The organism is Variovorax sp. KBS0712 (assembly GCF_006323185.2).
GTDB lineage: Bacteria > Pseudomonadota > Gammaproteobacteria > Burkholderiales > Burkholderiaceae_C > Variovorax > Variovorax boronicumulans.
The window spans coordinates 376,571-396,797 of the sequence record NZ_VCCD02000001.1; the positions used below are offsets into that span (position 1 = coordinate 376,571).

General features: G+C 61.0%; 29 protein-coding genes and 1 tRNA gene. 16 read left to right on the forward strand and 14 right to left on the reverse strand.

Features of this window, described 5'->3' with window-relative positions; translation table 11 throughout:
* Positions 1–58 precede the first annotated feature (58 nt).
* Positions 59–670 (forward strand): hypothetical protein, encoded by a 612-nt coding sequence (locus FFI97_RS01630; protein ID WP_144004343.1) that lies wholly within the window; start codon positions 59–61, stop codon positions 668–670.
* Between the two features lie 515 nt (positions 671–1,185).
* On the opposite strand, the gene FFI97_RS01635 is transcribed toward FFI97_RS01630, so the two are convergent.
* Positions 1,186–1,419 (reverse strand): YdaS family helix-turn-helix protein, encoded by a 234-nt coding sequence (locus FFI97_RS01635; protein ID WP_139702264.1) that lies wholly within the window; start codon positions 1,417–1,419, stop codon positions 1,186–1,188.
* A gap of 78 nt (positions 1,420–1,497) precedes the next feature.
* Here FFI97_RS01635 and FFI97_RS01640 point away from each other — a divergent pair, with 78 nt between their 5' ends.
* The 5 genes from FFI97_RS01640 (at position 1,498) to FFI97_RS01660 (ending at position 4,234) form a co-directional block, all read left to right on the forward strand.
* Positions 1,498–1,932, forward strand: a complete 435-nt coding sequence (locus FFI97_RS01640) for a helix-turn-helix domain-containing protein (RefSeq protein WP_185993538.1) — start codon at positions 1,498–1,500, stop codon at positions 1,930–1,932.
* A 28-nt stretch (positions 1,933–1,960) separates the two neighbouring features.
* Positions 1,961–2,176: a hypothetical protein gene (locus FFI97_RS01645; RefSeq protein ID WP_139702262.1), complete on the forward strand. Its 216-nt coding sequence runs from the start codon at positions 1,961–1,963 to the stop codon at positions 2,174–2,176.
* A 126-nt stretch (positions 2,177–2,302) separates the two neighbouring features.
* Positions 2,303–3,361, forward strand: a complete 1,059-nt coding sequence (locus FFI97_RS01650) for a hypothetical protein (RefSeq protein WP_144004344.1) — start codon at positions 2,303–2,305, stop codon at positions 3,359–3,361.
* Positions 3,354–3,692, forward strand: a complete 339-nt coding sequence (locus FFI97_RS01655; RefSeq protein WP_139702260.1) for an STAS-like domain-containing protein — start codon at positions 3,354–3,356, stop codon at positions 3,690–3,692. The genes FFI97_RS01650 and FFI97_RS01655 overlap by 8 nt, the downstream gene beginning before the upstream one ends.
* On the forward strand, positions 3,689–4,234 hold the full coding sequence (locus FFI97_RS01660; RefSeq protein WP_139702259.1) for a hypothetical protein: 546 nt from the start codon (positions 3,689–3,691) through the stop codon (positions 4,232–4,234). The genes FFI97_RS01655 and FFI97_RS01660 overlap by 4 nt, the downstream gene beginning before the upstream one ends.
* 25 nt (positions 4,235–4,259) lie before the next feature.
* Here FFI97_RS01660 and FFI97_RS01665 read toward each other — a convergent pair whose 3' ends face one another.
* The gene (locus tag FFI97_RS01665) at positions 4,260–5,036 is read right to left on the reverse strand and encodes a hypothetical protein (RefSeq protein WP_139702258.1); all 777 of its coding nucleotides are present in this window, start codon (positions 5,034–5,036) and stop codon (positions 4,260–4,262) included.
* 30 nt (positions 5,037–5,066) lie between these two features.
* Between FFI97_RS01665 and FFI97_RS01670 the strand changes: the two genes are divergently transcribed.
* A complete protein-coding gene (locus FFI97_RS01670) occupies positions 5,067–5,447 on the forward strand; it encodes a hypothetical protein (RefSeq protein ID WP_139702257.1) in 381 nt (126 codons plus the stop codon).
* Positions 5,448–5,549: 102 nt separating this feature from the next.
* Here FFI97_RS01670 and FFI97_RS01675 read toward each other — a convergent pair whose 3' ends face one another.
* Together FFI97_RS01675 and FFI97_RS01680 are read right to left on the reverse strand one after the other, a co-directional pair.
* Entirely contained in the window at positions 5,550–5,834 is a 285-nt protein-coding gene (locus FFI97_RS01675; RefSeq protein ID WP_139702256.1) for a DUF2622 domain-containing protein, read from the reverse strand.
* A 69-nt stretch (positions 5,835–5,903) separates the two neighbouring features.
* Positions 5,904–6,527 carry a hypothetical protein gene (locus tag FFI97_RS01680; RefSeq protein ID WP_139702255.1) on the reverse strand — a complete coding sequence of 208 codons (624 nt, stop codon included), beginning with the start codon at positions 6,525–6,527 and terminating at the stop codon, positions 5,904–5,906.
* Positions 6,528–6,690: 163 nt separating this feature from the next.
* On the opposite strand from FFI97_RS01680, the gene FFI97_RS01685 reads away from it, so the two are divergent.
* Positions 6,691–7,263: a hypothetical protein gene (locus FFI97_RS01685; RefSeq protein WP_139702254.1), complete on the forward strand. Its 573-nt coding sequence runs from the start codon at positions 6,691–6,693 to the stop codon at positions 7,261–7,263.
* Positions 7,264–7,285: 22 nt separating this feature from the next.
* Here the strand turns inward: FFI97_RS01685 and FFI97_RS01690 are convergent, their stop codons facing one another.
* Positions 7,286–7,720 carry a hypothetical protein gene (locus tag FFI97_RS01690; protein ID WP_139702253.1) on the reverse strand — a complete coding sequence of 145 codons (435 nt, stop codon included), beginning with the start codon at positions 7,718–7,720 and terminating at the stop codon, positions 7,286–7,288.
* A 124-nt stretch (positions 7,721–7,844) separates the two neighbouring features.
* Between FFI97_RS01690 and FFI97_RS01695 the strand changes: the two genes are divergently transcribed.
* Together FFI97_RS01695 and FFI97_RS33835 are read left to right on the forward strand one after the other, a co-directional pair.
* The gene (locus FFI97_RS01695) at positions 7,845–8,513 is read left to right on the forward strand and encodes a hypothetical protein (RefSeq protein WP_139702252.1); all 669 of its coding nucleotides are present in this window, start codon (positions 7,845–7,847) and stop codon (positions 8,511–8,513) included.
* Positions 8,514–8,894: 381 nt separating this feature from the next.
* A complete protein-coding gene (locus FFI97_RS33835) occupies positions 8,895–9,278 on the forward strand; it encodes a helix-turn-helix transcriptional regulator (RefSeq protein WP_260684880.1) in 384 nt (127 codons plus the stop codon).
* A gap of 249 nt (positions 9,279–9,527) precedes the next feature.
* Here FFI97_RS33835 and FFI97_RS01705 read toward each other — a convergent pair whose 3' ends face one another.
* A complete protein-coding gene (locus FFI97_RS01705) occupies positions 9,528–10,214 on the reverse strand; it encodes a helix-turn-helix domain-containing protein (RefSeq protein WP_139702251.1) in 687 nt (228 codons plus the stop codon).
* Between the two features lie 86 nt (positions 10,215–10,300).
* On the opposite strand from FFI97_RS01705, the gene FFI97_RS33535 reads away from it, so the two are divergent.
* From FFI97_RS33535 to xerC, 6 genes are all read left to right on the forward strand, one after another.
* Positions 10,301–10,477, forward strand: a complete 177-nt coding sequence (locus FFI97_RS33535; protein WP_185993539.1) for a hypothetical protein — start codon at positions 10,301–10,303, stop codon at positions 10,475–10,477.
* Positions 10,478–10,494: 17 nt separating this feature from the next.
* Positions 10,495–11,187, forward strand: coding sequence for an antA/AntB antirepressor family protein (locus tag FFI97_RS01710; RefSeq protein ID WP_185993540.1), 693 nt, complete (start codon positions 10,495–10,497; stop codon positions 11,185–11,187).
* A gap of 79 nt (positions 11,188–11,266) precedes the next feature.
* Positions 11,267–11,620, forward strand: a complete 354-nt coding sequence (locus tag FFI97_RS01715; RefSeq protein ID WP_139702249.1) for a hypothetical protein — start codon at positions 11,267–11,269, stop codon at positions 11,618–11,620.
* Complete coding sequence (locus FFI97_RS01720) at positions 11,617–12,474, forward strand: hypothetical protein (RefSeq protein WP_139702248.1); 858 nt, start codon at positions 11,617–11,619, stop codon at positions 12,472–12,474. Before FFI97_RS01715 ends, FFI97_RS01720 begins: the two co-directional genes overlap by 4 nt.
* The gene (locus FFI97_RS01725) at positions 12,471–12,677 is read left to right on the forward strand and encodes a hypothetical protein (RefSeq protein ID WP_139702247.1); all 207 of its coding nucleotides are present in this window, start codon (positions 12,471–12,473) and stop codon (positions 12,675–12,677) included. Before FFI97_RS01720 ends, FFI97_RS01725 begins: the two co-directional genes overlap by 4 nt.
* A 249-nt stretch (positions 12,678–12,926) precedes the next feature.
* Positions 12,927–14,012: a tyrosine recombinase XerC gene (gene xerC / locus FFI97_RS01730; RefSeq protein ID WP_185993541.1), complete on the forward strand. Its 1,086-nt coding sequence runs from the start codon at positions 12,927–12,929 to the stop codon at positions 14,010–14,012.
* Positions 14,013–14,110: 98 nt separating this feature from the next.
* Here xerC and FFI97_RS01735 read toward each other — a convergent pair.
* The 8 genes from FFI97_RS01735 to infC form a co-directional block, all read right to left on the reverse strand.
* Positions 14,111–14,187 (reverse strand) — tRNA-Pro (locus FFI97_RS01735).
* 26 nt (positions 14,188–14,213) lie between these two features.
* Complete coding sequence (locus tag FFI97_RS01740) at positions 14,214–14,672, reverse strand: MerR family transcriptional regulator (protein WP_139702245.1); 459 nt, start codon at positions 14,670–14,672, stop codon at positions 14,214–14,216.
* 64 nt (positions 14,673–14,736) lie between these two features.
* Positions 14,737–15,111: an integration host factor subunit alpha gene (locus FFI97_RS01745; RefSeq protein ID WP_095747662.1), complete on the reverse strand. Its 375-nt coding sequence runs from the start codon at positions 15,109–15,111 to the stop codon at positions 14,737–14,739.
* A 2-nt stretch (positions 15,112–15,113) separates the two neighbouring features.
* Entirely contained in the window at positions 15,114–17,555 is a 2,442-nt protein-coding gene (gene pheT, locus FFI97_RS01750) for a phenylalanine--tRNA ligase subunit beta (protein ID WP_139702244.1), read from the reverse strand.
* Positions 17,556–17,600: 45 nt separating this feature from the next.
* The gene (pheS, locus tag FFI97_RS01755) at positions 17,601–18,677 is read right to left on the reverse strand and encodes a phenylalanine--tRNA ligase subunit alpha (RefSeq protein WP_056579739.1); all 1,077 of its coding nucleotides are present in this window, start codon (positions 18,675–18,677) and stop codon (positions 17,601–17,603) included.
* Between the two features lie 112 nt (positions 18,678–18,789).
* The gene (gene rplT / locus FFI97_RS01760; protein ID WP_007832499.1) at positions 18,790–19,149 is read right to left on the reverse strand and encodes a 50S ribosomal protein L20; all 360 of its coding nucleotides are present in this window, start codon (positions 19,147–19,149) and stop codon (positions 18,790–18,792) included.
* A 24-nt stretch (positions 19,150–19,173) separates the two neighbouring features.
* Entirely contained in the window at positions 19,174–19,377 is a 204-nt protein-coding gene (gene rpmI, locus FFI97_RS01765) for a 50S ribosomal protein L35 (RefSeq protein ID WP_007832497.1), read from the reverse strand.
* A 153-nt stretch (positions 19,378–19,530) separates the two neighbouring features.
* Positions 19,531–20,154 (reverse strand): translation initiation factor IF-3, encoded by a 624-nt coding sequence (gene infC / locus FFI97_RS01770; protein WP_082818065.1) that lies wholly within the window; start codon positions 20,152–20,154, stop codon positions 19,531–19,533.
* Positions 20,155–20,227 lie beyond the last annotated feature (73 nt).

Consider the following 20,227-nt stretch of genomic DNA (forward strand, 5'->3'; position numbering starts at 1 on the left):
GCGGCGAGCCCTGGCGTCGGGCAAATCGCCTGAGCTGTGGCTAGCCCTCGTCCTCGTCTTGGCGGCAGCGACAGCCCCTACGCAGGCCCGAGCCGACGCGCTCGACGACTATAAATCGCTCAGCGAGATGTGCCGGCGCAGCGGCTCGACATCGGACGCGACATGCACGCAGCGGGATAAACTTGAGCTCAAACTACGCACCCAGGGCTATTATCAAAACGGCTACGACGGGTACATGTCGCCCGAGCGCATCGATGAGTTCGAGCGCATCGTGCGCTCGAACCGCGTGCAGGCCCGACCGACGCAGCTGGTCCCGCCGCCGATCAAACCCGCGCCGATGCCCGAGCACCCGCACACGTCGGCCTTGAGTGAGCGGTTGCTGGTGCACCTCGAATCCGCCCCGCCGGGCATGCGTGAGGACTTCCTATTCGAGAACCGCCCCGCGACGATGTGGCGTCTCACGTGCAAGCAGATTGCGCAGTTTCAATCAGGCATGGCGAACACCGACAAGGACCGCGCGTTCGTCGCTTGGCAAGCTACGGCGCCGGGGAATCTGCTCACCGTCTTGCGCGTTGACGGCTCGACTTCGCAGAGCTGCTACGAGCCGACTACGCGTGGGATTCGCATATTCGGCAAAGGCCAGCAGCCGTTTGACTCCAACTTGCGGTGAGCGCGGCCGGCGACTTCGCGGCCGGGCCAGTTACCGTCCGTTGCAGGGGGAATTTGCTGGGGAAACTCCCGGCGCCTAAAAAAATGAACCAGATAGGCACTGTTTTGGCGGAGAGTGTGACTGCTGTCGACCGGCGCCGTCCAAGCAGTAGGAGCGTCCGAGCGCGGGAGCGAAGCGAGACCGAGGTGGGCCGTGCTGAATTCGCGCGGGCATGGCGTTGAGGGGCGGGGTGCAGATCTCCAGTGCAATTTCAGTGCACTCAAAAGTGAAGTCGGTTCAACTGCCGTGCGCAGCGGTCAACAGCAATCAACGGAGATTTGCCTTTTAGATCAAGGCCTTACATAATCAACAGCGATCGATGAAGGTTGCTCATTCGAGCGCTGATTTTGCTTGCCAACGCCTTTTAATCCGGTGGCTCGATGGCGACGTGGATGTGCGATTCGCCGCACAAGAGGTCGACGTCACACCGAGAGGCCGCGCGGTGCTGCGCACGGACAACCGATGAACGGTGAACATCAGGCAGTCGCCTTGCGCGGGCGGCGCTTCGAATTTCGCAGCACTTCCCATGGCACGTCCGGACGGAGGTCTTCGCAGAGCACCCCCGTCTCCCGCTCGATGGCGGGGCAGTGCTCGGCCGGCACCTTCTTGCGAAACGCCCACATCCCGGGAGTAGATCCAGCAACGCCGATCAGCTCCGCCAGCCTCAGTCGACTCCCCGCAACCTCAACAGCCCTCAGGAACGCTTCCATGACAACTCCTTGTTCAAACACGATAGAAGCCACAATCCTAACACTAACGAATTTAAAAGGTGTGGGAGAATTTCGTTCGTGAAGACCATCGCAGAACGAGTCAAAGCCGTCCGGCAGGAGCTGGGCTGGAGCCAGGTACAGCTGGCGGAAGAAGTGGGCGTGTCTCAAAGCTCGATCGGGAACATCGAGTCGGGCTTCAGACAGCGCCCGCGGGAGCTTGTGTCCATCGCAAAGGCGCTTCGGGTCTCGCCGGAATGGCTGGAGACAGGCAAGGGGCCCAGGACCGAGCGCGCCTCGCTCAAGCTCGTGGGAGCCGACGCCAAGCCGTCAGTGAGAGCGCTGGTGGAATACTTGGCCGAGATCGCCACTCAGCAGCGGCCGACTCTTCGAAAGAATTTGGCCAATCTGCTGGTCGATCTAGTCGAGCATCCGGAAGACACCGCGCTCATCGAGCAGACCATTGCCGACATCGAACGGTTCTTCGTACCGCCCGCGCCTCCGCTCGCTCGGTAGAAGGCACGCCTGACCGACGGAACCGACGATGAAGGAAATCCGGCTGGGTTGGGCAAGAGAGGTCAGCCACCTCAAGCATCAGATCCAGGCTGCTGCGAGCTGGAAGCCTGAGACCCCAGTGCTGCGCCGAGATCTGGAAATCATGGCCGAGGTGGGCAACGAGGTCTTCGGCGATGGGACTCACTGGATCGAGGAACGGAGCTTCCCGCCCGAGGCCCTCGGATCGCAGGGTTCTCGCCGATGAAATATCCGGTAACCAAAGGTTAGGATTAAGAGAGCTCTGCGCTCTGCGAATTGAGCGCTACCACGTCGTCTCACCATGGGCCCCATGCGAGGGCTGAAGTCCGCGGGACCTATTGAACCGCGATGAGTGCTCAGATCGCTCGGAAAATCAATAAAAACAGCTGTGAAACGACCAAACTTCAAACATCTGCAGTTGGCTGTTCGCCGGCAAGCGGCCGTCGCTCGCGTTGACCGCCTGCGGACCGGGCATCGAAGAGCTCTGCGCATTCGCGGGATTCGACTGGTCGCAGGCCGTCTCGCAGCTATGGTCGTGACCGTGCCAAGTCACCTTCGCTACTACGGCCCAAGCAAGGCCCGGCAAGTGGTCGAAGCATTTTTAGCACGTATAGATGAGCGCTTGCAGCGTGGCACCAGAGTCAAGCTAGACTTCGGCAAAGTGCAGAGGCTGTACCCATGCGGCCTGTTGTTACTTATGGGATGGGTTGACGAGTGGGTCGACTCTTACGGTCCGCAGATAACGGCGAACTATCCGACAGATGATCTGGTCGAACAGATGCTGCAGCATGTGGGTGTGCTTCAGCGGCTAGGGTTGCTACCTCGCAAGGACGTGGTAGATCACAGTGATGTCTTGAGATGGCACTACTTTCATGGGCGAGATGCGGATGCGACTCCGCTTGAGCCCTTCATGATTGAGGTGCAAAAGTTGCTCGGCGAGGAGCAGCAAGTTGGACTGGGAAACTGCATCACGGAAGCCATGATCAACGTCAGGCATCACGCGTACGAAAACAGTGGCCCCTGGTGGAGCTTTGCTACCGTTTCTGACAAGAAGGTTTTCGTTGCTCTATACGATAGAGGGGAGTCCATTCCCGCGACGCTTCTGTCAAAGCCCTCGGTCATGGACATTTTGAAGGCCCGAATGTGGTTCGAAGGGCGTGGCGATGATCAACTAATCACCGCTGCTTTGGGGGGGCGGACACGAACGAGCCTCCCATATCGAGGCAAAGGATTGCCTGAAATGCTTGAATTTACTCGAAGCTCCCCCCATAGTGAGTTGGGCATCTTCAGCAGACATGGTTATTTTGTTTATGACGATCAGAAACTGGAGCGTTCTGGCCGACTTGGAGCCCCAATTAAAGGGACTCTGGTCATCTGGATGATCGATATTTCTGAGGTGAAAAATGACTAAAGTTTTGACTGTGGCGACAGACTTCGCCAAAAGCCCTGCAGGGCGGTATTTCTCCGACGGCCCGAACTCAGGCGAACGCTTTCGCGAAGAGCTTTTATATCCAGCCTTGCAAGAAGGCGACGTTGAAGTGGTGCTGGATGGTGTGTTGACGATGGGATCATCTTTTCTTGACGAGGCCTTCGGCGGCCTTGTTAGAGAAAAAAAATGCACGCCAGTGGAATTGCGAAAAAAATTAGTTGTCAAATCTAGGCTACAGACCTACGTAAATAAGGTCTGGTCATATATTGATGACCCAAAAAACCTTACTCGCATTAGACGAGTTTTTGGTTGAAAGAGTTTTTTTCCGAATACAAAGATGCCCTGATAACTGTCGGGTGGCTTCTTGCTGCCGCAGGTTGGGTGATTTCTAATTTTCAGGCAAACAAACGCGAAAAAAGAAAAGAGACTCGATCCGAAGTTGACGCAATTTGCAAGGCTGCGGCTGAAGTTGTTGCAAACTGCCGAGTTTACTATTCGGCATTGCCGTCAAATGATGAGGATGACACCAGAGCTGCAGAAATAGCTTTTGAAGTCCACCGCATTGTTAAACGGACCGAACGTCTCAGAGGGCGGGTGTCGTCATTTGAAGAGGCCGTCGTTGCAGTTGGCTCCTTCTACGAAGCCGTCACGGCCGAACCGTTTCAATCAAAAAGCAGAGAGACTCACGGACCTGGCTCTCCAGTTCTATTGGGAATCGAGGAATCGGTGCATAGCCTCATCGACCAGTTGGAGGAAGGCTTTACGCTAGCATTTACGAAGCCATGGCTTCGTTTCCGGCGCGCTGTAAAAAACGAACTCAATAATTGGCGCTTCCCGAAGAAAATTCCAGAGTAAATCCGCAATCTGCAAGTCCGCTGATCTACCAACGCCCATCCACAATGATCTGAGACACCTGCAGCCGCGGCTTTTCAAGCTCCCATTCGAACTGGAACGACACGTAGTCGGCACACTTGGCGAGCAAGGCCTCCCCGCTGGTGCTGTAGAGGTCAGCGCAAACAATAACCTGCAGCTTGGAGCTGTGCTCCCGTGGCCACCGCGTCGTTGCCTGGATCTGGTCGACGTGCCGTCTGGTAGCGAAGGCAATCGCGATCGCTGCCGTCTCGCCCCAACGCCGCCTGCGGAAGGCCGGCGCCATCCAGGCCTGATCCAACTCGACTTCGAGCTCGATAGCGTTTCGCCGTCCAGCGAAGGCGTCGACGATCCATTTCAGCCTGAACGAGATGAAGCCCACAGCATCGCCGTCGGCTCGCTCCGTCACGACAGCCAGCAGATCCGTGGTCACGTACGCGCGCACTGCGGACCTCGCTGAGAGCAGTTCGCTGCCGTGTTCCGAATAGAGGTCGAGGCTGGTCCCGAGCCCACGCAGATTCGCCTCCCTCAACGGCACCGCGCTGAGTGGACTGATGCCCTCCTCCGTCTTGTAGGTCTCGTCGGCTTGGTGCAGCGCACGTAGCTGCCGCGCCCAGGCTCGCATCCGGTCGCACTGCCGCGTGACGATGTAGACCACGCCCTCCACCTCTTCCAGCGCCTCGTCATCGTCCCAAGCAACAGGTGTCACCGCGTCGGGATAGATCGGATCGATCGGCTTGGTCAGCCGGAGAAACAGGGGGTGGCGTCGGCCGCGAGGTTCAGGCATGCGCCTTTCTAGCGCTGATCCTCAGAAAGCTTGAACACGGGCTTTTCGGTCGTGATGCCCTATCGCCGCGAACTCGAAATCCAGATACGCTACATGTCACTGGAGGTGGAAATGCTGGAACTGCTCGATACGGGTCGAATTGCGCACAAGCTTGGCAAGTGGCGCTGGACCGCTTACTTCGCTACTGGGGTGTGCGTGTTCCTCATTGGATGGGCAATCGCTGAACTATTGATGATTCCCAGCCGCATGAGCCCGGTCGCTGCCGACTCATCTCCAGCATTTTGGACGTTGGCCGCCTTCTCGCTGGCATCGCTGCTCCTGATCATCTACAGCGTCTGGCTCTGCTACATCGACGAAGTGCATGGGAAATACATCGAAGTTGCGCAGCACTACAAGACCCACGGCTGGTAGCCCCCGCAAATCAACACCGAAGCCCGCCTTGCGCGGGCTTTTTCATTCCCGGGGCCGGCATCGAACCGGCATGCCTTGTGGCCTTCGGCTCATCCTGAGAAATTACACAGGATCTAGGCCTCGCCAAGCGCGATTGCCGCCCTCGGTGACAAAGACAGAGTAGCGCCTTCCGACCGTATCGGCGGCCTCGCTGGCGATCTCTCGGGCCCGCTCGATAGTCACCTCTCCCTGGCCGTAGTACTCCGCAGGCGGTAGCCTGTACACAACGCCGTTGTCCGCAGTTATCACATCGACAAGGTTGCGTTGTGCCATCGCAGCATGCAACGCGGCGTAATCCTCCCAGGTCGCGTTGTCATGCAAGACCATCCTGACGGTAAACCTGGCCATCGCTCCTCCTCAAAGTTGGGCGGACATTGCAACTGGTATGACCACAGGTTAGGCCGAGGACAAACCCTCTCACAAGCCAGCCTCACGACGCAGTCGGCCCATTTCCTCTTCGCACGCCGTGCCGGCCAGCCGAATCAGTTCCAGAACCTCCGGGAGCTTCGCCGTGAGCTTTTCATACGCCCGCACCTTCAGTTCAGGAGCATGAAGCCGCGTGAATGCCGAAGCAGCAGTCCACGCGAGATGCAATTCACTAAGGCCGCGGGGCACCGATGACAGGTAGAGCACAACTCTCGCCGATGGAATTTCAAGCACCGGCAACTTGTCGAGCGCCTCCTTGCAATCGGCCAGATTCTCGAGCTCAGCAGCAGTCACTTCGTGCAAACGCCCGTCCTCGTATTCCCGCTGAAGCAAGTTGACCATCGCGATCGCGCGGGCAAGGAGAGTCTTCACGATCGAGAGCCGCTCGATCGCGTTATGCGCCGTGTTTTCTCGCTGTGCTCGAACCGCAGCTCGGTGCTGGCGATCTGAGATCAAGAACGCGCCAGCGATGGCCACTATTGCGCCAACGGCCTGAACCCAAGAGGCCATGTTGGGATTCTTGTCCGCCCAACCAACCAGGCTCACCCAGCTATTGGCAGTCACGATCGCGAACGCTACGCCAGACCAAAGCGCCAAGACCTGAAGTGGAGACATCCGATCCCTCTCCTCGAATTTGACCGTGATGCTACCGCCCCCGCATCAACCATAGTCGTACTTCTGTCGTGTTGATGGCAACATCACGGATGTGACTGATTCAAATCCCCCTCTCAGCGGAGAACTTCGACGACTACGCACTGCAATTCAGGAGGCGGGTTCGGTGATCTCAACCCTTGCCGATTTCTGGGATGAGGTGCTCGGAGATGGTTCTGAGGGTTCGGGAAAATTTGTCGAAGGCGTGTTTGGCCCCATGTGGCGAGAAGGCCCAACAGGCGCCCTTCAAGAGAAAGAGATCGAGAACTGGGAGTCTCAAGAGGACGAATTAAAAGAGTTCGGCCTCCTCCAAACCGCTTTTACGGCATGCGGCTATGCGATCGATGCCATGAAGGCAGAAAAGGCTGGTCATACCCTTGAAGCGTGGAAGTTTTTGGCCTCCGCCAACTATTGGCTTGGAGCAACGGTGGGGGCCTGGTCACTCCGCAAGGACCGGCCTCTGACTGTGCAAGAACTTGCAGTTCGCGGCGCCGCGTCGCGACACGCAGAAAATAGAGCAATGAAAGCAGAGGTTTTTGCTTGGATGGACGAGCACAACGCCAAGTACCGCAGCCTCGATTCAGCTGCAGAAGCGATTGCCAACAAGGTCGCCCCCATCAAGTTTCGCACCGCCAGGGATTGGATCGGGGAATGGAAAAAACTCCGCTCTGCAGGCACACCTTTCGGTGGGGGATTTTGAGTCCCCTGCGCCCAGAACTCGATCACTGTCGACAGCCCTCGACCTGCTTGGTCGGGATCGGCAACTTCTCTCCGTTCTCGACCGGCTGCTCGTAAAGCTCGTACGTGCAGTAGAAGACTTTCTCCTTGAGGTCTGAGATGTACGAGGCCCCCTCCTTCGGGATGAAGGAGTGGGAGTAGCCGCAGCTGCTTCCGGTATAGCCCGTGTCGTTCCGGTGACCGACGAAGACTCTGACCCCAGCCGGAATCTCTACCCACCGCCAAGTCTTCGCCTCGCCCTTCTCCCCGCATTTGTCAGAGATCGACAGCGTTGCCGAGATTCGGTTGGCATCGTCGTAGAACTTGATTCGTGCCTTCGATTCGGTCGGCGGAAATACGAACGGCTTTAGCGGTTGGGAAGGAGCACAGCCACTGAGGTAGGCAAGCAGCGGCAGCAGAGCAAAAGCAGAACGCATCATCAAGGCTCGGTGTTGGGGAAGCCCGGGCAGCATACACGCCCATTTCGAGCCAAATCGGCACAGCGAACCGGCCCCGCATCAACCATAGTCGCCCCTCGGTCGTGTTGATGGCAATATCACGAGCGTGACTAAAAACACCCCCAACCAGACTGACGAGGCGGCATCTGCAGACAAGGACAGAATTCGAAGCCATAGCACCCCAATCTCAGAAGCATATGGGTCGTTGACTTGGCTCATAGAGATGTGGAATGGATGGTTCCCGAACTACGACTTTCTTGAGAACGTCTTTAAGCCCCTTTGGGACGATCCGGAGACTAGCGGTGCACAGCAAATCGATGAGATCAGGAAGATTGAAGACATGCCAGATTGGTTCGGGCAAGAACCGATCACGCCCGAAGGGCGAAGCGCGGCCATAAAGATCGCAACCGCTCACGCCGCATGCGCTTACTGCGTCCAGGCCATGAAAGCCTCAAAGGGAAGCTCTGACGCTTGGTCTTACGCGATAGAGGCAGCCCGTTGGGTCGGCATTCTCCAAGGCTTTCACTCCAGAACCGGCTTGGAGAACGCAAACTCCGCCTCACAGCTCGCGAGGCTTGGAGCGGCAGCTGCTCATGCTGAAAATCGCGCGATGAAAGCACTAGTAATGACTTGGTGCGACAGCAATATGGGGCAATTCAAGAGCATGGATGCCGCAGCAGAAGCCATTGCGGGAAAGCTAGTTCCGGTGAAATTTCGCACCGCGCGTCAGTGGATCGGCGACTGGAGAAAACTACGGTCTGCCGGCAAACCGTAGGTTCTGCCTGCACGGTGTAAGGCGTACCGGCGCGCCGGCTTCTGTTCGCCACGGCAAGCCGCGATAGTCCATTCATGCCGCAGCACATCGGATGCACCGCGGGCAACCACTGAGGGGCGATCACCTTGACGAACTACCGCGTTCGAACCGAGCAGCACGGCAGCAACGCTGGATCGACGAAGGGTTCGACTACAAGGAAGACGACCCTCAAGATCTTCCACAAAGGCCGGCGATCCAAGCCCGATACCCGTGAGGTCAAGGGCGTTCACATGTGGCGTTACCCCAGAAAAACTCGGCGGCACTGCTCGCGGGAGCGGAAGTTGGCGGTTTATCAACAGGCTTGTCCACATACACATCTTCAGTGTGCGAGTAGCATTTGCAATGTCTATTTGGACAAACCGAGCCGTATCTACCTATGCCGGTTACCAAAAAGGCAAGGGCCGCGAGTGGTGGAACACAAGCGGCCCTCTTGAGCACCCGAACCCGAAAGAACTGGCACCCGTCTGCGGAGACGAGGAAAAGTTTAACCGGGTCCGGGGAATGTTGGCCGCTTACTTGAAAGCAACCATGACCCATGACAGTGACCCTGCCCCGCCAGTCGATAGGCTGCTGCGCCTCCCTGAAGTTCTCACCAAGGTGCCCATCGGACGGGCTTCCTGGTGGAAGGGTGTCAAGGATGGCCGCTACCCCGCCGCCATCAAACTCGGCCAACGTACGAGCGCCTGGCGAGCCTCCGACATCGACAAGCTGATCGCTTCCCTCTAGGCGAGGTCAACCATGAACACGATCATGACGGAACCCCGTCGGCGGAGCGCTGGGCGGACATGCGCTGATCGACGTGTCTCGCTTCGGCCTGCTGCTGGCTCGGGCGTGATGGCGGCGCGAAAAGCGTCTGCCGAAAAGCTGCCAATTGCGGGCTTCCTATCCCTCTGCGACACGACGAACATTTCGAGCATGGAATACGCCCGGCCCATCAGGCACAACATCGCCAGCCAAGAGGTGATTGTGATGTGGTCAGGGCTTGGGCTTGCGAGCGTTCGGGTTGGGCGACGGCCCTTTGCTCTGCGGGTAGCGGCGCTTATCGGGCACCAGCGGCTCGCCATCGCGTTTCACGATTTTGCGGACGGCCTCAAGAGCGTCTTGCACCGCGTTTTGCTGCTCACTGATTGCGCCTACTTTCACTTCGGTTTGCTCGGGCTTGCGAGTGCGCTCTTGCCCAATCAGTTGCACCTTGTCGGCGAGTGCTCTGATGCGCGAGAACTGCCCTTGCTTGTACGGACGCAGCAACTTTTGCAGTTGCTTTTTCTCGGTAGGACTGCTGGGCAGTTCCCGGTCGGAATATGCGGAGAGTGGTGCGTCAAAAATGTCCGCAACGGACTCCACGAGTGTGAGCCCATTGAAATAGGCGTAGGCACGAAGTCGGTCTGCCAGTTCTTCGTCAACTCGAAAGATCAGCCCTTCGCCTTCTGTCTCAGGGTACTCATCCATCTCACCTTCGCCAGTCGCAAGCCACTCAAGACTGACTGCCAGCGCCTGGGCAAGTCGCGCCAAAGCCAGCTTTCGAGGCACTGCTCGACCAGTTTCGTAGCGGCTCACTTGCGTTGCAGCGATACCGCTCGACGCCGCCAAGCCGCCTTGAGGCATGCCCCGCGCCGCACGAGCAAAGGCAATGCGCTCAGCGATAGTGGTGTGAATCTTCAATGTACTAAAGCCCAAAAAAAAGTTGCACAAAGTCTATTTTCGGGTACGATTCGAATCATGTACTAAAGTACTTTTCCATCTGTACTATGAGCAACACCACCAAAAAGCAGAAACCCCCTGTCGCTCTGCGACTCCCCGACGAGTTGCAGGACTTCTTGACGCAAGAAGCGGCGAAGGGCTGGCGCAGTCTGAGCCGTGAAATCGTAATGCGCCTCAACGAATCCCGCGAGCGGCAACTTGCGGCCCAGCAACCCTGCAAGTAACCCAAGGAACCCTAGCCGTGACTATCAACATCGCCATCAACTCGCGCCAGGTCGGCGACGAGCTCACTCCCACCATCAACGGCCGCGAGTTGCATCGCGAACTCGGCGTGGGCAAGGACTACACGTCTTGGGCAAAGGCGCAGATCAAGCGCGCTCACTTCGAAGAGAACCGCGATTTCGTGCTGCTCACCCAGAAGGGGGAGCAGCTCGCCAGCGGCGCGAAGTGGAGCACCGAGTACCACTTCACCGTCGAGGCCGGCAAGCACATCGGCATGCTCTCGGGTACGACCAAGGGCCGCGAGGTGCGGGAGTACTTCCTGGAGTGCGAGCGCCGCGTGAAGTCTGCGGCAGTCCCGGCGGTTCGCGACGCGCGCACCGCCGCGCTGATCGATGCTTTGGTCCGTCAGGATTCGCTCGAGCAGGAGCAGGCCCGACAAGCCACCGAGCTCGCGCGCCTGCAGGAGAACGTCGCCGTGATCGAGGCCCGCACCCAACCCGAGAACAAGCACTTCACGGTGCTGGGCTATTCGAACCTGATTGGACGTCCCGTGGATGCGCGCACCGCTGCGAATCTTGGCCGGAAGTGCGCCGCCCTCTCGCGCGAGAAGGGTCTGCTCATCGGCGATGTGCGAGACCCGCGCTTCGGCACCGTGCACAGCTACCACGAGTCCATCCTGCAGGAGGTGCTGGCACCCGCGACCACCAATTGATCCCAAAAAAGGCGAAAGCCCAACGGCGGCAACCGTCGGGCTTTCTGTGACCCAAGAACCCTAGCAAGGAACCCAAATCATGTCCGAGGTTAGCACGCGCCCACAAGTTGGCGCAACCGGCGATCTCTCGCCCTCCCCGATCCGCCCGGCTGCGCACAGCCCGGAAACCATCGAGTTCGACTCGTCGGCCTTCGACGTCGCCACCATGCGCACGACCGAGATCGGCGGGCTGGCGTCCTGCATGATGTGCCTCACGGCCGTCGGATCCTCAGACGCCAGTTTCAACGGCTACGAATTGACCGAAGACGCACTGCCGCTGCTCGGCGCAGTGATCATGCGGCTTGCGCGTGAGGCTGACCAAGCAAGCCACCAGCTCTGGTCGCAGTACAAGGAGGCCCGCGCAGCCGCCAACGGTCGTGAGGTGCAGCAATGAGCGCCGTCCTCGACAAGCCCCGCGCAAAGGTTGCGTCGGCCCCAGCAAAGACCGCTGTCGCCGTCCGCAAACCCGAGACCTCGATCGCAGACATCCGCGCCTGGATCGTGTCGGCAGACGAGAAGCTTGAGATGGCGTACGACGCCGCCGAAAAGGGCGAGTCGGTCGATGTGCTTCTGGATCACATCTGCCACTCGGTCATGCTGGAGCCGGTCCGCATCATCCACTGTGAGGATCTGACGCAGGCTGACGCCCAGCGCGTCTACGACAGCCTGTTCCCTGCGCTGGCTTGCATCCAAGGCGCCATCAAGCTGGCTGACGGTACGGTCCTGCAGCACGCGCTGGAAGAAGCCTTCGAGTTGCTGGATACCGCGCAGACGGCTCTCGATCCGGTGAACGAGGCCGTTCGCTCCCTCGCTGAAGGCGACACCGAACGCGACGAGCATTCGCCGGATCACCCCCACGCGGCACCTATCGCCGCGCCCGTCGAGAGCGAACGTGATGACGAGGACTTCGACCCCTACTGCCTCATGCTGCAGGCTCGTGACGTCGCCGAAGCCGCGTTCCATGAAGGCGGCTCGGACGCCATCTGGGGGCTGCACAGCTTGATCGAGCAGACCGTCAGCAAGGTGTCCGCAGTCGTCGAAGCCGAAAACGCAACGGATGAGGATGTTCGCAACGATGCAAGCGCCGACCTTGCGGGTACTTTGGCTGTCGTCCACGCGGTGAACAACGACACGGTCGACAACCCACTGCTGTACGGCGTCGCATCGCTTATCCGCATGGCAAAGTGGCAGATCGACACCGAGATCGATCGCCTGGCTCGCGCACGCCTGGAACGAGGTGCAGCATGACCACCGCCGCTCCCAACAAGCCGTCGCTGCGCTTGGTGCCCAAGCCCCCGGGCTCCATCGACGCCGACCTGGTGGCGTTCAGGGTGATGGAACACATCGACGCACAGCACCCTACCTTCTGGGAGACGCTGCCCAAGACCGCGCGGGTGGGACTGCGCAATGCAATCGTGCGCGCTGTCATGGCGGAGGACGCGAAGCGATGAGGTGCGCCGCCTGCACGAGCGAAGATATGCGGGTCATGACGACCCGGCACACGGACGCAAAGGTGATGCGGTTGCGCTGCTGCAGCGCTTGCGGCCACCGTTGGACGACTGTCGAGGTCGACGCGCAGAATCTGTCCCGCATGGAATCGACCGTCAAGGCGTTCCGAGCGTTCGCAACGCTCTCTCGGGAAATGGACGATGCCGCGCCCTCGCACAGTTAACCGGAAGATTCCAGACCTCCCACGGGGAATGCGCAAGGTCAGCACCGCGTGGTACTGGCGCGGCACTGACGGATTGACCAAGGAGATCGAAGCTCGGCTGCGTGAGGCCAAGGTGTCTATGCGCGCCGGCTCAACACCCGTCCAAGCCCGGCTCTGGTGGGAAAAGCACATCTCCCCCGCTCTCGTCGCGGCCGTGCCCGATGACGACGTGGTGGGGACTGTTGAAGAAGTGATCCGCAAGTACGAAGCCGACGAACTCTGCACGATCAAGCGTGCGCGTACCAGGACCGAGTACGAAGGCCGAATCCGCCGATTGAGGGCGGCTTTCAGCAAGATGCGCTACGCCAAGACAGAGGTGCAAGCCTTGTTGCCGGGCCACCTCAGCGCAGTGACCATCACCCAGCACCTGCATGCCAACCGTGCGCGCGGCTCGTCCGCAAACAAGGACATCCAACTGCTGTCCCGCATGTTCCGACTGGCGCGGGTGCGGTGGGGCCTCACGACGTTCAACCCCTGCGAGGGCGTCGAGTACTTGTCTGAAACACCACGCGACCAGTACGTGAGCGACGAGCGCTACGCCGAGATCTACGACGCCGCTGGCCCAGTGCTGCAATGCATGCTGGAGATCAGCACACAGACCGGCGCGCGCGAGGGAATGATCTTCGACATCCGAATCGGCGACTTCAATGACAAGCGCATCGAGTTGCGGGTCACGAAGAAGCGCAACGACAAGGGCTACATCACCAAGGCCTACGAGATGACGCCGGACCTCTGGCGGGCGCTAACGCGCGCGCTTGAACTGCGCAAGAAGAACCGTGGTGGTGCAGCCAGCCTTCCCAGCGACTACCTGTTCATCACCAAGCAGGGCAACCCGTACGGCAAAGAAGCATTCAAGACGCTATGGGGCGCAGTGCGGAAAAAGCTGGGCCTCGCGCCGCGGGAGATCACCTTCCACGACATGCGCGCGAAGGCAGCTTCGGACTCCGATTCCGACGCGTCTGCCCAAGAGCTGCTGCACCACGAAGACGTGAAGGTCACGAAGCGCGTCTACCGCCGCAAGGTGCCCACTGGAACACCCTTGCCGTCCGCTATTGGGGGGCGTGGCGGGGACTGAAAAGGCTCGGGTTTGTCAAAAACCAGCCCATTTGTCAAAACCAAAGAAAAACGGGTCAGAGCTTTTTGGCTCTAACCCGTTGATCTAACTACTGTTTTTGGTCGGTGTGAAAGGATTCGAACCTTCGACCCCTTGCACCCCATGCAAGTGCGCTACCAGGCTGCGCCACACACCGAAGCTCTCGATTATAGCGGGCTAAATTCAGTGTCCGACAGTCAGGAGCTCACGAATTTCAAAGAGTTCGCGGCGAAGGTGCAACAACTGCGACAGATCGACGCTCTGCGCGGCCGCCGCGGACCCCGGTTCCTCGTGCACGGCGGCGTCGAATTCCTCCTGGCCGATCTCGATGGCCTCCAGGCCTTCGAGCGGCACTTCGCCCGCCTTGCGGCGGTCGCGCTCGCCTTGTGTGAGTTCCTGCAGCTTGTTGCGCGCACCGCTGATGGTGAAACCCTGGTCGTAGAGCAGGTCGCGGATGCGGCGGATCATCAGCACTTCGTGGTGCTGGTAGTAGCGGCGGTTACCGCGCCGCTTCATCGGGCGCAGCTGGGTGAACTCCTGCTCCCAATAGCGCAGCACGTGCGGCTTCACACCGCAGAGCTCGCCGACCTCACCGATGGTGAAGTAGCGTTTGACGGGAATCGGCGGGAGCGTTTTCTCCATTGAAATCAAGACTGTGCGCGGGAAACCTCATAGATTACTCTACGCGGCCACACAGCACCAAGCACTATTCCGCGCCCAGGCTCCACTCGACTTCGGAAGTGCCGCCCTGCGGCTCGACGCTGCCCTGGATCTGCTCCTTGAGCTTGGCGCTCGCATGGAAGGTGGCCACGCGGCGCTCGCCGATCGGAATGGCTTCGCCGGTGCGCGGGTTGCGTCCGGGACGCGGCGCCTTCACACGGATCTGGAAGTTGCCGAAGCCCGAGATCTTCACGTCCGTGCCTTCAATCAGGCTGCTGGCCACGAGCTCGAAGAACGCCTCCACCATGTCCTTCGACTCACGCTTGTTCAGGCCGATCTGCTCGAACAGCAGGTCGGCCAGGTGCGCCTTGGTGAGCGCCGGCGTTTCGAGGGCTTCGAGCGTGAATTCGGCGGCGTTCATCTTCATCCTCTCAAGCGGCCGCCCAGGGTGGCGCCCAGTTGTTCGACGATTGCACGGACAGCGGGTTCGACCTGCTCGTCCGTCAGCGTGGCGGCATCGCTCTGGAAGGTCAGGCGCACGGCCATGCTCTTCTCGCCCGGTGCCAGCGCACCCGGCGCCGCCACGGCGCCTTCGCGCAACGGCTGCGGACGGTAGATGTCGAACAGCGTCGCATCGCGCAGCAGGCCCGAGGCGGACGCGCCCGCGCGGATGGCCTGCATCAGCGCGTCATGCGACACCGCTTCGGCCACGACCACCGCGATGTCACGTTCGACGGCCTGGTGCTTGGGCACCGGCTGCGCCACGGGCACGGGCCGCGCCGTGACGGCGTCGAGGTCGAGTTCGAACAGCACGGGCGCCTGGGTGAAGTCCCACTTCTGGCGCCAGCGCGGATGCAGTTCGCCGATGAAGCCGACGGCCTGGCCGTCGAGCAGCACACGGGCCGAACGGCCGGGGTGCAGCGCGGGGTGCTCGGCCGCTTCGAAGGTTGGCACACGCGGCGCGAGCAGCGCTTCGACATCACCCTTGACGTCGTAGAAGTCGACGCGCTGCGGCTTGCCGTCCCAGCGCGACGCCTCGGCATCGCCCCAAGCCAGGCCGGCCACGCGCATGGGCTGGTTCACGCCGCGCACTGTGCTGTCGGTGGTGACGACGCTGTCGTCGCGCAGGAACACGCGGCCCAGCTCGAACACGCGCACGCGCGGTGCCTTGCGGTCGAGGTTGAACTTGAGCACCTGCAGCAGCGAGCCAAGCAGCGACGAGCGCATCACGCTCATCTGGCTGGCGATGGGGTTCAGCAGCTTGACCGGGTTGGCGTTGCCCGCCAGATCCTGCTCCCAGTGCGCTTCGACAAAGCTGAAGTTGATGGTTTCCTGGTAACCCAGCGCTGCAACGCTGCGGCGCACCGCGAAGCGGCTGCGCTGCGCCTCGGGCCGCACGCGGGCGGTGATGGGCGCGAGCGGCGCGGTGGTCGGCAAGTTGTTGAAGCCGATCAGGCGTGCCACTTCTTCGATGAGGTCTTCCTCGATCAGCAGGTCGAAGCGGTGCGGCGGCGGCGTGACGGTCAGCGTGCCTTCGCCTTCGGTGATTTCGAAACCGAGGCGGTGGAGCGCGTCGGCGCATTGCGCCTGCGTCAGCGGCATGCCGATGACGCGCGCGGCGCGGGCCACGCGCAGCGTGACAGGCGCGGCCTCGGGCAGGCGCAGCGTCTGGTCGTCCATCTTGCCGGCTTCGCCGCCGCAGATCTCGACGACCAGTTGCGTGATGCGCTCGATGATCTGCACGGTGCGGCTCGGGTCGACGCCGCGCTCGTAGCGGTGGCCGGCGTCGGTCGAGAAGTTGAAGCGACGCGAGCGGCCCTGCACGGCCTCGGGCCACCAGAACGCGGCCTCGACGTAGATGTTGCGCGTGTCGTCGGTCACCGAGGTGGCGTCGCCGCCCATGATGCCGGCGAGCGATTCGACTTCGCGGTCGTCGGCGATCACGCCGACCTTTTCATCGACGGTGATCGTCGTGCCGTTGAGCAGCTTGAGCTGTTCGCCTGCCTTGCCCCAGCGCACCGTGAGGCCGCCGTGGATCTTGTCGAGGTCGAAGATGTGGCTGGGCTGGCCGTACTCGAACATCACGTAGTTCGAGATGTCGACCAGCGGCGTCACGCTGCGCTGGCCGCAGCGCGCGAGGCGCTCGACCATCCACGCGGGCGTCGCGACCTTGGTGTTCACGCCGCGCACGATGCGGCCCGAGAAGCGGCCGCACAAGTCGGGTGCCTCGACCTTGACGGGCAGCACATCGGAGAACGACGTGGCCACGGCCGCGATGGCCGGCGTCTTCAGCGGTGCGCCGGTGAGTGCGGCGAGTTCGCGCGCCACGCCGTACACGCTGAGGCCGTGCGCCAGGTTCGGCGTGAGCTTGAGCGTGAGCAGCGCGTCGTCGAGCTTGAGCACGTCGCGCACGTCGGCGCCGACGGGGGCGTCGGCATCGAGTTCGAGCAGGCCGCCGTGGTCTTCGCTCAGCTTCAGCTCGCGCGCCGAGCACAGCATGCCCTGGCTCTCGACGCCGCGCAGCTTGCCCAGCTTGATGAGGAAGGGCTTGCCGTCTTCACCCGGCGGCAGTTCGGCGCCGACGAGGGCGCACGGCACCTTGATGCCGACGCGCGCATTGGGCGCGCCGCACACGATGTTCAGCAAAGCGCCCTGCCCCACGTCGACCTGGCACACGCGCAGGCGATCGGCATTCGGGTGCTGCTCGGCTTCCTTGATTTCGCCGACCACGATGCGCGTGAAAGGCGGGGCGACCGGACGGCGCTCTTCGACCTCGAAGCCACCCATGGTGAGCGTTTCGGCCAGTGCGGCGCTGTCGAGGGGCGGGTTGCAGAACTCGCGCAGCCAGGATTCCGGGAATTGCATCTCTTCGATCTCGATCTGGTTTTTCTATCTGTGGAGGGGGCGTGCTTACTGGAACTGCGAGAGAAAACGCAGGTCGCCGTCGAAGAACAGGCGCAGGTCGTTCACGCCATAGCGCAGCATGGTGAGCCGGTCGGGGCCCATGCCGAAGGCAAAGCCGATGTAGCGCTCGGGGTCCAGACCCATGTTGCGCACGACGTTCGGGTGCACCTGGCCCGAGCCGGCGACTTCGAGCCAGCGGCCGGCCAGCGGGCCGCTCGCGAACTGGATGTCGATCTCGGCGCTCGGCTCGGTGAACGGGAAGAAGCTCGGACGGAAGCGCAGCACGAGGTCGTCGCGCTCGAAGAAGGTGCGGCAGAAGTCGGTGAAGACGACCTTCAGGTCCTTGAAGCTGACGTTCTCGCCGAGCCACAGGCCTTCGCACTGGTGGAACATGGGCGAGTGCGTGGCGTCGCTGTCGACGCGGTAGGTGCGGCCGGGCGCGATCACGCGGATCTCGGGCGCCTTCACGGTGCCGGTGGTGTCGGCGGCAGCAGCGGCGAACTCGGCCGCGTACTTCTTGGTGTGCTGGTGGGCGTAGCGCACCTGCATCGGGCTGGTGTGCGGACGCAGGTTGTAGGGAATGCCGTCGTCGCCCTTGAGGTCGACGTAGAAGGTGTCCTGCATCGAACGCGCCGGGTGGTTCGGCGGGTTGTTGAGCGAGGTGAAGCTGTGCCAGTCGCTCTCGATCTCGGGGCCGTCGGCCACGTCGAAGCCCATGCTCGAGAAGATTTCCTCGATGCGCTCCAGGGTGCGGCTCACGGGGTGCAGTCCGCCGCCGGCGCGGTGGCGGCCGGGCAGGCTCACGTCGAGCGCTTCGGCGCGCAGCTGCAGCGAGAGTTCTTCGTCGGCGAGTTGCTGGCGGCGGTCGGTCAGCGCGGCCTCGATGGCCTGCTTGCCGACGTTGATCGCGGCGCCGCGGGACTTCTTCTCTTCGACACTCAGCGCAGCCATGCCCTTCATCAGCTCGGTGATGCGGCCCGACTTGCCAAGGAACTGGGCCTTGGCGTTTTCGAGCTCTGCGGGCGTTTTCGCTTCGGCGAAGGCGGCGCGTGCGGTGTCGACCAGGGAGTCCAACTCGTTCATAGCAACAAAAATCTTCGAGGGGAAATAAAAAAGAGCTGGAGCCTTTTCAAGCGCCAGCCCTTGAGCCGTGGGCGCAAGAAGCCGTCCGGAGACGGCAACCTGCTGTGCAAAATCAAGCAGCCAGCTTGGCCTTGACCTGCTCCACGATGCCGGCAAAAGCGGCCTTGTCGTGCACGGCGATGTCCGCAAGCATCTTGCGGTCGATCTCGATACCGGCCTTGCGGATGCCGTTGGCGAACTGGCTGTAGGTCAGGCCCAGTTCACGCGAGGCGGCGTTGATACGCGCGATCCACAGCTGACGGAACACGCGCTTCTTGGTACGGCGGTCACGGTAGGCATATTGCCCAGCCTTCATCACCGCTTGTTTGGCGACGCGGAAGACATTACCGCGGCGACCGCGAAAACCCTTGGCGAGTGCGAGAACTTTTTTGTGGCGGGCGCGAGCCGTTACACCACGTTTGACGCGAGGCATGTGTGTACTCCTTGTTCGTCTGAGTTAAATGCCACGACCGGGCAGCATGGCGGCGACAGAAACCATGTTGGTCTCATGCACTGCGACTGCACCACGCAGGTGACGCTTGTTCTTGGTGGTCTTCTTCGTCAAGATGTGACGCTTGAAGGCTTGACCGCGCTTGACGGTGCCACCGGGACGAACGCGGAAACGTTTTTTCGCGCTGCTCTTGGTCTTCATTTTGGGCATGTGAATGCTCCTTTAGTTTGTGCTCGTGAGGCGCCGCGGATACTCCACGGACTTGTTGGCCCCGAGACACTTCTTTATCTCGCCCCCGCCTGCACTTCTTTCGAAATGCGGGCCAGGGCGAAATCCCTTCAAAACCCGTCTACTGCAAATGCCTCAGGCGGTTGCCGTGGGCGCTGCTGCCGGCGCAGCATCTGCTGCCGGCTTCGGCGCCGCGCCACCAACCTTCTTGCGGCCCGGAGCGATCATCATGATCATCTGACGGCCTTCCAGCTTCGGGAACTGCTCGACCATGATCGTGTCGCCCAACTCGTCGCGAATGCGCTGCAAGAGCGCCAGACCGAGCTCCTGGTGCGTGATCTCGCGGCCGCGAAAGCGCAGCGTGATCTTGCATTTGTCGCCCTCTTCAAGAAAGCGCCTGATGTTGCGCATCTTGATGTTGTAGTCGCCATCGTCGGTACCGGGCCGGAACTTGATTTCCTTGACCTCGATGACCTTCTGCTTCGACTTCGCCTCGGCTGCCTTTTTCTGCTCGTGGTACTTGAACTTTCCGTACTCGATCAGGCGGCACACGGGCGGATTGGCCGCAGCAACGACCTCCACCAGATCCACGTCAGCCTCACCCGCAAGGCGCAAGGCTTCGGAAAGGCTCATGACACCCAATGGCTCGTTTTCCGGGCCGACCAGGCGGACTTCCGGGGCCATGATTTCCCGGTTCAGGCGGTGTTGGCGTTCCTCGCGGTGGCGGCGGTCGCGAAATGCAGTAGCGATGGTCAGAATCCTTCAAAGTTTGCTACAAAATCTGTAGCGATCGCCGCTCAGTCTTCGCGGACAGGCGGCACGAGATGGCAGA